Genomic DNA, 11498 nt, shown 5'->3' with positions numbered 1-11498 from the left:
CCCCTTTCACGCCTCACACGGAATGAAACAGGAGTACGGTTTGTGCCGTCGCGTCATTTCCTGCTCGACGCCCATGCATCCGCAGCAAGAAGCCATTTCTCGCAGCATGATTTGTTGGCGAACCCGGCGCCGGGACCGGGTGACTGCTCCAGGAGACTTCAGATGAGTATCTTCACCAGCTTCCAGACCCGTTTCGAGTCGGCCCGGGAAGAGGAAATGTCGATCCAGGAGTACCTGGAACTGTGCAGATCCGAGCCCATGGCCTACGCCACCTCGGCAGAGCGCATGCTGGAGGCCATAGGCGAACCTGAACTGGTCGACACCCGCCTGGATCCCCGGCTGTCGCGGATTTTTTCCAACAAGATGATCAAGATCTACCCTGCGTTCCGGGACTTTTACGGAATGGAGGAATCCATCGAGAACATCGTGTCCTACTTCCGGCATGCCGCCCAGGGGCTGGAGGAAAAAAAGCAGATCCTTTACCTGCTCGGTCCAGTGGGAGGAGGCAAAAGCTCCCTTGCGGAAAAGCTCAAGAGCCTGGTGGAGAAAATTCCCTTTTACGCAATCAAGGGATCACCTGTTCACGAATCTCCCCTTGGCCTGTTCAACGCCGGAGAAGATGGTGCGATTCTTGAGGAAGATTACGGGATCCCGCGCCGCTACCTCAACACCATCATGAGCCCCTGGGCGGTCAAACGACTCCAGGAGTTCAATGGAGACATCACCAAATTCCGGGTGGTCAAGCTACGGCCTTCCGTGCTGCGACAGATTGCAGTGGCCAAGACCGAGCCGGGGGACGAAAACAACCAGGATATCTCGTCTCTGGTGGGCAAGATCGACATTCGCAAGCTGGAGCAATACTCTCAGGACGACCCGGATGCCTACTCCTACTCGGGCGGTCTGTGCCTGGCCAACCGGGGCCTGCTGGAGTTTGTGGAAATGTTCAAGGCCCCCATCAAGGTCCTGCACCCCCTGCTCACGGCCACCCAGGAAGGCAATTACAAGGGTACCGAAGGCTTCGGGGCCATCCCCTTCGATGGAATCGTCATGGCCCACTCCAACGAATCGGAATGGGTCGCCTTCCGCAACAATCGCAACAATGAAGCCTTCCTCGACCGGATCTACACGGTCAAGGTGCCTTACTGCCTGCGGGTATCCGACGAGATCCGGATCTACGACAAGCTCCTGGCCCACAGTTCCCTTGCCCAGGCGCCATGCGCCCCGGACACGCTCAAGATGATGGCCCAGTTCGCGGTGCTCTCGCGAATCAAGGAACCGGAAAACTCCAGCCTGTTCTCCAAGATGCGGGTCTATGACGGGGAAAACCTGAAAGACACCGACCCCAAGGCCAAGAGCTACCAGGAATACCGGGACTATGCCGGCGTCGATGAAGGCATGACCGGCCTGTCCACCCGGTTTGCCTTCAAGGTGCTCTCCAAGGTGTTCAACTTCGATCACCGGGAGGTGGCAGCCAACCCCGTACATCTAATGTACGTGCTTGAACAGCAGATCGCCCAGGAGCAGTATCCCCCCGAACACGAAGCCAGATACCTGGCGTTCATCAAGGAGTTCCTCGCCCCGCGCTACGCGGAGTTCATCGGCAAGGAGATCCAGACGGCCTATCTCGAAAGCTACAGCGAATATGGCCAGAACATCTTCGACCGCTACGTCACCTACGCCGACTTCTGGATTCAGGACCAGGAGTACAGGGACCAGAACACCGGCGAGATCCTGGATCGCAACGCCCTCAATGATGAGCTGGAGAAGATCGAGAAGCCGGCCGGGATCAGCAACCCCAAGGATTTCCGCAACGAGGTCGTCAACTTCGTGCTGCGGGCGCGGGCCAAGAACTCCGGCAAGAACCCGAGCTGGACGAGCTACGAGAAACTCCGGGCGGTCATCGAGAAGAAGATGTTCTCCAACACGGAAGACCTCCTGCCGGTGATCAGTTTCAACGCCAAGGCCAGCGGTGATGAACAGAAGAAGCATCAGAACTTCGTGAACCGGATGATCGAAAAGGGCTACACCGAAAAGCAGGTCCGCCTCCTCTGTGAGTGGTACCTGCGCGTCCGCAAATCGTCGTGATGCGGGCCGGCGACCCCATCATGAGGTTGCCGGCAGCGCGTGCAGATAATTCGGGAGGCTCGAATGGTTCGTATCATCGATCGCCGGTTCGACAGCAGGAACAAGAGCGCGGTAAACCGGCAGCGATTCATGCGCCGGTTCAAGGGCCAGATCCGCAAGGCGGTGGCAGACGCCATCGCCGGTCGCTCCATCAAGGACCTGGATAACGGCGAAAGTGTCTCGATCCCTGCCCGGGATCTGTCAGAGCCCCAGTTCCACCATGGCAAGGGTGGGGTCTGGGAAAACGTCTTCACAGGAAACGATCAGTTCTCGTCCGGAGACCAGATCCAGCGCCCCCCCAGCGGCGGAGGTGGGGGCAGCGGCAAGGGCAAGGCCAGCAAGGACGGCGAAGGGGAAGACGACTTTGTCTTCAACCTTTCCCGCGAGGAATTTCTCGACGTGTTCTTCGATGACCTGGCCCTGCCCAATCTGGTCAAGACCCAGCTCGCCCGGATCAGCGAATACAAGACCCAGCGGGCAGGCTTCACCAACGACGGCACCCCCGCCAACATCAATGTGGTCCGCTCCCTGAGGGGCGCCCTGGGACGACGGCTGGCCTTGTCCTCCCCCTATCAGGGCCGGCTGCGGGAACTCCAGAGGCAGCTGGAAGAGCTGCTCGAAACCCGCCCGGACGACGATCCCGAGGTTCTCCAGCTGAAGGACGAAATCGGGATCCTGCGGGCAAAGATCGAGGCCATTCCCTTCATCGACACCTTCGACCTGCGCTACAACAATCGGATCAAGATACCCAAACCCACCACCCAGGCCGTGATGTTCTGCATCATGGACGTTTCAGGGTCGATGGACGAGGAGAAGAAAGCCACGGCCAAGCGCTTCTTCATGTTGCTCTACCTGTTCCTCATCCGTACCTACGAGCACATCGAGGTTGTCTTCATCCGTCACCACACCATTGCCAAAGAGGTGAGCGAGGAAGACTTCTTCCACTCCCGGGAGTCGGGCGGCACGGTGGTCTCCAGTGCCCTGGAAATGATGCGCGACATCCTCCATCAGCGCTATCTGAATGGCGCCTGGAACATCTACGGCGCCCAGGCTTCCGATGGAGACAACTGGGAAAATGACTCGCCCCACTGCCGGGAGCTGCTCAGCGACACCATCCTGCCCTTCGTCCAGCACTTCGCCTACATCGAGATCACTCCGGGCGAGCCCCAGAACCTGTGGCGAGAATACGAGAAACTCACCGGTGGCCACCCCAATTTCGCGCTGCAGCACATCGAAGGTCTACCGGATATCTATCCGGTGTTTCGGGAACTCTTCAGGAAGAAACTCGCATGAGCACGAAACGCGTTCGACGGAAGCAGCCCCTGCCCTCCCCGGGCGAGTGGACCTTCGAGCTGATCGAAGCCTATCACGCGGAGATCGACCGGGTGGCCAGGGAATTCGGACTGGACATCTACCCCAACCAGGTCGAGATGATCACCTCCGAACAGATGATGGACGCCTACTCATCGGTGGGCATGCCGGTCAACTACCACCACTGGTCGTTCGGCAAGAGTTTTCTGCACACGGAAAAAGGCTACCGGCGCGGCCAGATGGGCCTGGCCTACGAAATCGTCATCAACTCCAATCCCTGCATCGCCTACCTCATGGAAGAAAACACCATGACGATGCAGGCCCTGGTCATTGCCCATGCGGCCTACGGCCACAACAGCTTCTTCAAGGGCAACTACCTGTTCCGTCAATGGACCAGCGCAGATGCGATCATCGACTACCTGCTGTTCGCCCGGAACTTTCTGACCGAGTGCGAAGAGCGCCACGGTGAGGAAGAAGTCGAGCTCCTTCTGGATTCCTGTCATGCCCTGATGAACGTGGGAGTAGACCGCTACAAGCGCCCCGCCAAGCTCTCCCTGACCAAGGAGCTGACCCGCCAGCGGGAACGGGCAGAATACCTGCAAAGCCAGGTCAACGACCTGTGGCGGACGCTCCCGGCGCATCAGACCAAGACCCAGGTCATGGAGGAACGCCGTTTTCCCTCCGAACCCCAGGAAAACCTCCTTTACTTCATCGAGAAGAACGCCCCCCTGCTGGAGCCCTGGCAGCGGGAAGTCGTACGGATCGTCCGCAAGGTCAGCCAGTATTTCTTCCCCCAGCGCCAGACCCAGGTAATGAATGAAGGCTGGGCCACCTTCTGGCACTACACCCTCCTCAACACCCTGTACGACGAGGGCCTGCTGACCGACAGCTTCATGATGGAGTTCCTCCACTCCCACACCAACGTGATCTATCAGCCCAGCTACAACGAACCCTGGTACCGGGGAATCAATCCCTATGCCCTGGGTTTCGCCATGTGGACAGACCTCCGGCGGATCTGCGAAAACCCTGGCGACGAGGATCGACGCTGGTTTCCCGATATTGCCGGGAGCAACTGGCAGGAAACCTTTGATTTCGCCATGCGCAACTTCAAGGACGAAAGTTTCATTGCCCAGTTTCTGTCCCCCAAAGTCATGCGCGACTTCCGCCTGTTCGCGATCCTTGACGACGACAAGGAAAGCAAGATGCAGGTTTCCGCGATCCACGATGAAGCGGGTTACCGGCGGGTCCGGGAAATCCTGTCCGACAACTACAACCTGGGCAGCCGGGAACCCAACCTGCAGGTCTGGAACGTGGACCTGCGGGGTGATCGCTCCCTGACGCTCCGTCACCAGGCTTACAAACGCAGGCCACTCCACGGGGAGTCCGAGGAAGTGCTGAAGCATGTGGCCCGCCTGTGGGGGTTTGCGGTCAAGCTGGAAGTCACCCACGAAGACGGACGGATCGAACTCCTCAAGGAAACCCGCCAGGATCGTCGCAGGACGGAAGGCAGCTAGGGCTGGAAGGCTCCGGCAGCGCGCAACTCGCTGCGCCTGCCGAGGGAGCGGCTGCCCACCGGAGCCCGGTACTGGCGACGGGGAACCAGGTCAGGCTCTCCCTCTGCGGGCTCTGGCAATGGCTTCGCCGGCCAGCGATGAGCCATGGATGGACGGTAGTGCTGATCCGCCAGAACGACCCGTGCGGCCCCCTCCGGCACCAGGACATTGCCCTCCTCCTCCCGGTCGCCCCTGCCGCCTGAGCGCTCTTCCTGGAACACGCCCCTGCGCCCATGGCTGACCAGCCCTTCGGGACAGGCCCTCTGGGCACAACCACCCACAAACAGGTTATTCACAACCTGCAGCTTCACCTTCTCGGGAGACCATAGCGCGATGAACTCACCGCCGCTGGGTAAATTGTCCACAAAGGTATTGCTGGCCACATACAACCGGTTGTCAGGGTAAATCAGCCCCTCGGCGCCATAAGCCAGCATGCGGGGATTCTCCGTCCCCGGAGACTGACCAATCAGGTTGCCCAGCACCACCGCCACCCCGCCCTCAGGGAACTCCAGCTCATAACTGCCCCTGCCCCCTTCTCCGTCGAACAGGCTGTTGTACTCAACGATGCTGAGCTGCGCCCGGCTTTTGATCAGGTGTCCAACCACCGCATGATGGAAGGTACTCCCCCTCACCTCCAGCCGCCCGATACGTCCCGCATACAGCAGGTGGCTGATCCGCGGCGACGCATCCACCCCGTGGGAAAACTCCGAATCCTCCACCCGCAATGACAGGGAAAGCTCATTCCCTGTCAGGATGCCGGTTTCGTTATCCCGAAACCGGCAGTTGCGGATCCACAAAAAACCAGCCTCGTGGCGAATCCCCGCTCCGTTGCGGGCAGGCACCCGCGCCCCCTCGAAAGTGATGTTATCCACCGTCACTTCGTCACCACGGATCACCCAAATCCCCTTGCCCTCAGCGCTGCGCCCGCCAGCCAACAGTCGCGGTCGCCCCCCGACACCACGGATGGTCAGGCGCTTCTGGCTCCAGACGGCCACATCCCCCACGTAGGTGCCGGCAGTGATTTCCACGGTGTCGCCATCCCTGGCCAGCCTCGCTGCCTGAGCCACACTGCGGATGCGCTCGGCAGGTCCCACCCTCAGGGTTGCGGCCTCGACGAGCGGGACAATCCCCCCCAGCAACACCCCACAGAACAGCATCAACACTTTGATCATCACCACCCTTTCCAGCAACAAACCCCCGCGGACGATTAGAATACGCACATGTCTGCCGTCGATTTTCACCAAATCCTGGGTCTCCCGCAGGGCGCCAGTGCTGCCGAAATCAAGCGCGCCTATCGGCGCTTGGCCATGCGCTGGCATCCGGACCGCAACCCGGACCCCCAGGCCCATGACCAGTTCCGTCTTGTACGGGAGGCGTTCGAACGCCTGATCCAGGCCGCAAGTCCATCCCCGGGCGAAGCCCCCCCGCAAACCGGATCACCCGAGCCCCGGCGGCCAAAAGGCGAAGATCGCCGGATGGAAATCTCCCTGGGTCTTGCTGAAGCCGCCCGGGGATGCAGTGTAACCATCTCTGTGGAGAGCCGCAGCGCGTGCTCCGATTGCGAGGGGAGCGGCAAGCGCAGTTATGGCCGGACCACCATGTGCGGAGCCTGCCACGGCAGCGGACGAATCCGGGGCGCAAATGGCCTGTCCGCCTGCCAGACCTGTGCCGGCAAGGGCTTTACCACAGACTGCCGCTGCCCTGGTTGCGAGGGGCGTGGATGGCTTCCGGCAAACCGCCAGCTGGACGTACGGATTCCTCCCGGACTGCTCCCGGGGGAGGAGGTTCGCGTCACTGGCCAGGGCGGTCCCGCCCCGCAAGATGGCGAACCCGGCGACCTTTATCTCCGTCTTTCCATCGACCCCCACCCATTGTTCCGTCTGGAGCACCTGGATGTACATGTTCAGGTCCCGGTCAGCATCTTCCGTCTCCTTGCCGGTGGCCAGATCGAGGTCCCGACCCTGGACGGCATCCGGGAGATCCTGCTGCCGGAAGCCTTCACCGAGCCCCGGTTCCGTTTGACAGGCGCCGGTTATCCAGGTCGGGGAGCACGCTCCCCTGGCGACCTGATCGCCCATTTCGAGACTCAACTCCCCCGCTTTCTGACCAAAGAACAGAAAGCCATGCTGGACATGGCCGAACAGGTCTTTCAGCATCAACTCGACGACCAGAACCCGACCCTGGCCCGCTGGCAGGCCACCCTGGAAACCCATCGCTGAAACCCGTACCCCGGCACGCCCCACCGCCGCACCACTCATGCCCGTGAAGACTCCCGAACTCCTTGCTCCGGCCGGCTCCCTGGCCATGCTCGACACCGCCTTTGCCTTTGGCGCCACGGCCATCTACGCCGGTCAACCCCGCTACTCGCTGCGCGTCCGCAACAACGATTTCGGTGACCTGCCTGTGCTGGCCGATGGCATCAACCGGGCCCGGGCACTCGGCAGGCACTTCTACGTGGTCGCCAACATCTATCCCCACGGCGCCAAAATCAAGACCTTCATCAGGGACATCGCACCGGTCATCGCCCTCAAGCCCGATGCCCTGATCATGTCCGACCCGGGTCTCATCCTGATGGTCCGGGAGAGTTTTCCCGAAATGCCGATTCACCTGTCGGTGCAGGCCAACACGGTCAACGCCGCGGCGGTCCGTTTCTGGAAAATGGCTGGCATCTCCCGGGTCATCCTGTCCCGTGAGCTCTCCCTCGACGAAATCGCCAGCATCCGCCAGGACTGCCCCGACACCGAACTGGAAGTCTTCATCCATGGCGCCCTGTGCATCGCCTACTCAGGCCGCTGCCTGCTGTCCGGCTACTTCAACCACCGGGACCCCAACCAGGGCAGCTGCACCAACTCCTGCCGCTGGGATTTCAAGACCCACGAGGCGAAGACCTGCGGTGCCGGTGACGTACATCTCATCGAGGAGCCCCACAAGCGCGCCGGCGAGTACATGCCCATCGAAGAGGACGAGCACGGCACCTACATCCTCAACTCCAAGGACCTGCGCGCCATCGAGCACGTTCAGCGTCTGGTCGAGATCGGCATCGACTCCCTCAAGATCGAAGGGCGCACCAAGAGCCCCTACTACGTCGCCCGCACCTGCCAGGCCTATCGTCAGGCCATCGACGACGCCGTCGCCGGGCGTGGCCTCGATCCGGCACTCCTCGGCCAGCTCGAAGGTCTCGCCAACCGTGGCTACACCGACGGCTTCCTGCAGCGTCATACCCCCCACGAAACCCAGAACTACCTGCGCGGCCACTCCGAGTCGGGGCGCAGCCTTTACGTAGGGGACATAGTGGCCTTCGATGCCGAGCGGGGCATGGCCGAAATCGCCTCGAAGAACGCCTTTGCAGTCGGCGACCGCCTGGAGCTGATTCACCCTCAAGGCAACCGGGCAGTGCATATCGAACGCCTGCAGAATGCAGAAGGTCAGGACATCCAGCGGATTCCTGGCAGCGATCACCGAGCCTGGATACCTCTCCCCCCCGAAACCGTGGGTGCCTTCGTGGCACGCTTCCTTTAGGCAAGTCAACAAGCTTGCACAAGGGGCTCAAATACTTCAAAATGCCGGGTTTCCGGGTGGCCAAATTCACCACCCACATGTAACCAAAGGATAAAGCGATGAAAGCCGATACCCATCCGAATTACGTTGAAGTGCAAGTGACCTGCTCCTGCGGCAGCACTTTCACCACCCGTTCCACCATGGGCAAGCCCCAGTACCACGTGGAAGTCTGCTCCGCCTGCCATCCGTTCTATACCGGCAAGCAGAAGATCGTGGATACCGCCGGCCGCGTCGAGCGCTTCCGCCAGAAATACGGTTCCGTGCAACGCCTGGGCTGATCATCGTCTCTGTTGCCAAACCCACTGAAAAGGCAGCCCAGGCTGCCTTTTTTGTTGTCTGAACCCCAAGCGTCCACGCCATGCACGACTCCGCCCCCCGCTTCGCGTTATCCGCACCGCTGGCAAGCTGGTCGCTGCTCATCCTGCTGGCCACCTACCTGCTCGTCGGCACCACCGGGCACCTGCCCTGGCGAGGTGACGACCTGACGCACCTGGGACCAATACACGCCATGCTGCAAGGTAGTGAATGGCTGATTCCCGAAATCGCCGGAGAAAGTTACCTCGGCACAGGCCCCCTCTACTACTGGATAGGCGCCCTCCTGGCCAAGGCCCTCGGCGGGCTCCTTCCCGTGCATGATGCGGCCCGCCTGGCTTCCAGCATCTTTACCGGACTGAGCCTCTACTGGACCGGACTCGCAGCCCGTCGCCTCCACGGCTCCGCAGCGTTCGCCCCGGCCATCCTGCTGGGCATGGGCAGCCTGGGACTCGTCGTTCATGCCCATGAAACCCAGCCGATGCTGGCCCAGCTGGCAGGCATGGCACTGTGCTATGCAGGACTTGGAGAACTCTCCGAGCGGCCTCAGAGGGCAGGCCTCCAGGCAGGACTGGGCATTGGCGTCACCTTTCTCGCGGGCGGCCTCTCCGGGCTGGGTCTCACCCTGCCTCTTGTCCTGATCCCGCCCCTGCTTTCTCCCCACTGCCGGACCCCCCGCGCGCTGGGGGGCCTTGCCACCACCCTGGGCCTGTCCGGCCTGCTGATCGCGCTCTGGATCATGGGAGTTCGCGCCACCCAGCCCCAGCTGTTGCCCTTGTGGTGGAACGCCGAAGTACTCTCCATGACCCCTCACAGCCAGCACCTGACCCGGATCAGCACGCTGTTCCAGCTGCTGGGCTGGTTTGCCTGGCCCCTGTGGCCCATTGCCGGCTGGGCCCTGTGGCGCAACCGGCACAGCATCTCGACCCTGCAAATAGCCTTGCCCGTGGTGGCCAGCCTGCTTGCGCTCCTGCTGGTGGCCACCACGGGCGGGCTCCGAGCAGCAAGCATTCTCCCGGTCCTGCCCCCTTTGACGCTGCTGGCCGCCCTGGGTGCCGGATCCCTGCGCCGAGGAGCAGCCAATGCCTTCGACTGGTTCGGGACGATGACCTTCGTGTTTTTCGCCATCCTGGTCTGGCTGGGCTGGAGTGCGCTCCACTTTGCCTGGCCACCAGGTCTGGCCCGTCAGGTGGCCAGATTGGCGCCCGACTTCCAGCGAACCGCCATGGGGATGGACGTGCTGCTGGCACTCCTGATCAGCTCGGCGATCGTGATCCTGCCCATGCTCACCCGCCGTGGAGCCCTGCGGAGCACCACCAACTGGGCTTTGGGGATGACCCTGCTGTGGTGCCTGGCCGTCACCCTTTGGGAGCCCTGGTTTGCCCACACCAAGAACTACCAGCCGATTGCCGCCGAATTGAGCAGGGAACTCTCCCGCCAAGCGCCCGGCTGCATCCTTCGAAAGGGTCTGGGAGACACCCAGCGGGCTGCCCTGGATTACTTCGCCAACGTCCGGACCCAGCCCTTCCTCAGCAATTCGGAGTGCCGGCTGCTGCTCGCCTATGCTTCCAGCGGGTCCATCAGGAACATCCCCAAGGAATGGCAGCTGATCTGGGAGCGCCGGCTCGGCGGAGGTCGCAAGGCAGAAAATTTCCGGCTCTACCGGAGGGACTGACAGGCCGGACTGTTCAGGGGAAACGACCCGCTGGGTCGAGATCCACGAGCACCCTACCTGCTGAGGGGGGTCTGAACGAAGACTTCGTCCGGCTTGGTCAGACCAAGCTCGAAGCGGGCACGTTCTTCGATGGCTTCATAGCCTGTTTTCAAATCCCGCACCTCAGCCTCGAGGCCGGTATTGCGCTGCTCAAGCCTGAGATTGGCGTCCTTTTGAGCAGCCAGCTGCTTCTCCACCTCCCAGACCCGGAGCCAGCCACCTTTGCCGATCCACAGGGGGTATTGCAGGGCCAGGGCCAGAAAAATGAGAATAGTGACAGGCCAGCGCATGGATTAGGGAAAACAGGATGAAAAAAGGCCGGTCAGCCATTACAGCCGACCGGCCCCCGCACGGTGCTTAGCGCTTGCGCAGGTTGTAGAAGGCGGATACGCCCGGGTAGAAGGCGGTATCGCCAAGATCTTCCTCGATGCGCAGCAGCTGGTTGTACTTGGAGATACGGTCGGAACGGGACAGGGAGCCGGTCTTGATCTGCATGGCGTTCAGACCCACGGCGATGTCGGCAATGGTGGAGTCTTCGGTTTCGCCGGAACGATGGGAGATCACCGCGGTGTAGCCGGCACGCTTGGCCATCTCGACGGCGGCAAAGGTTTCGGTCAGGGTGCCGATCTGGTTGATCTTGATGAGGATCGAATTGGCGATGCCTTTCTCGATGCCTTCCTTCAGGATGCGGGTATTGGTCACGAAGAGGTCGTCACCCACGATCTGCACGGTCTTGCCGAGGCGATCGGTAAGGATTTTCCAGCCGGCCCAGTCACCTTCGGCCATGCCGTCCTCGATGGACACGATGGGGAACTTCTCGACCAGGGTGGCCAGGTAGTCGGTGAAGCCTGCGGAGGTCAGGGACAGGCCCTCGCCCACCAGCTCGTACTTGCCATCCTTGTAGAACTCGGAGGCGGCACAGTCCA

At 61.5% G+C, this 11498-nt stretch carries 9 protein-coding genes and 1 pseudogene; 7 read left to right on the top strand and 3 right to left on the bottom strand.

The features are described 5' to 3' along the window. The first annotated feature begins 162 nt into the window (after nt 1–162). The 3 genes from PHD22_RS14395 to PHD22_RS14385 all read left to right on the top strand — a co-directional run bounded on the left by PHD22_RS14395 (nt 163) and on the right by PHD22_RS14385 (nt 4949). Nucleotides 163–2085: a PrkA family serine protein kinase gene (locus tag PHD22_RS14395; protein ID WP_299868296.1), complete on the top strand. Its 1923-nt coding sequence runs from the start codon at nt 163–165 to the stop codon at nt 2083–2085. Between the two features lie 63 nt (nt 2086–2148). Continuing rightward, nucleotides 2149–3417 carry a YeaH/YhbH family protein gene (locus PHD22_RS14390; protein WP_299868293.1) on the top strand — a complete coding sequence of 423 codons (1269 nt, stop codon included), beginning with the start codon at nt 2149–2151 and terminating at the stop codon, nt 3415–3417. After that, the gene (locus PHD22_RS14385; protein ID WP_299868290.1) at nt 3414–4949 is read left to right on the top strand and encodes a SpoVR family protein; all 1536 of its coding nucleotides are present in this window, start codon (nt 3414–3416) and stop codon (nt 4947–4949) included. Before PHD22_RS14390 ends, PHD22_RS14385 begins: the two co-directional genes overlap by 4 nt. Here PHD22_RS14385 and PHD22_RS14380 read toward each other — a convergent pair. Next, nucleotides 4946–6160: a right-handed parallel beta-helix repeat-containing protein gene (locus PHD22_RS14380; RefSeq protein ID WP_299868287.1), complete on the bottom strand. Its 1215-nt coding sequence runs from the start codon at nt 6158–6160 to the stop codon at nt 4946–4948. The two genes, PHD22_RS14385 and PHD22_RS14380, sit on opposite strands and share 4 nt — an antisense overlap. Nucleotides 6161–6208: 48 nt before the next feature. Here PHD22_RS14380 and PHD22_RS14375 point away from each other — a divergent pair, with 48 nt between their 5' ends. From PHD22_RS14375 to PHD22_RS14360, 4 genes are all read left to right on the top strand, one after another. Beyond that, the gene (locus tag PHD22_RS14375) at nt 6209–7207 is read left to right on the top strand and encodes a DnaJ C-terminal domain-containing protein (protein WP_299868284.1); all 999 of its coding nucleotides are present in this window, start codon (nt 6209–6211) and stop codon (nt 7205–7207) included. A gap of 37 nt (nt 7208–7244) precedes the next feature. Further along, complete coding sequence (locus PHD22_RS14370; protein WP_299868281.1) at nt 7245–8507, top strand: U32 family peptidase; 1263 nt, start codon at nt 7245–7247, stop codon at nt 8505–8507. 98 nt (nt 8508–8605) lie between these two features. Next, entirely contained in the window at nt 8606–8824 is a 219-nt protein-coding gene (gene rpmE / locus PHD22_RS14365; RefSeq protein WP_299868278.1) for a 50S ribosomal protein L31, read from the top strand. 80 nt (nt 8825–8904) lie between these two features. After that, entirely contained in the window at nt 8905–10533 is a 1629-nt protein-coding gene (locus PHD22_RS14360; RefSeq protein WP_299868275.1) for a hypothetical protein, read from the top strand. A 53-nt stretch (nt 10534–10586) separates the two neighbouring features. Here the strand turns inward: PHD22_RS14360 and ftsB are convergent, their stop codons facing one another. Beyond that, nucleotides 10587–10862 (bottom strand): cell division protein FtsB, encoded by a 276-nt coding sequence (gene ftsB / locus PHD22_RS14355; protein WP_299868272.1) that lies wholly within the window; start codon nt 10860–10862, stop codon nt 10587–10589. Nucleotides 10863–10929: 67 nt separating this feature from the next. After that, nucleotides 10930–11498 (bottom strand): annotated as a pseudogene (gene eno / locus PHD22_RS14350) (phosphopyruvate hydratase); the annotation flags it as partial.

Origin of the sequence: Zoogloea sp. (assembly GCF_028693495.1) — a bacterium.
In the GTDB taxonomy this organism is placed as follows: domain Bacteria; phylum Pseudomonadota; class Gammaproteobacteria; order Burkholderiales; family Rhodocyclaceae; genus Zoogloea.
The sequence above is the reverse complement of the archived record's forward strand: the minus strand, read 5'-3'. Positions and strand labels throughout refer to the sequence as shown.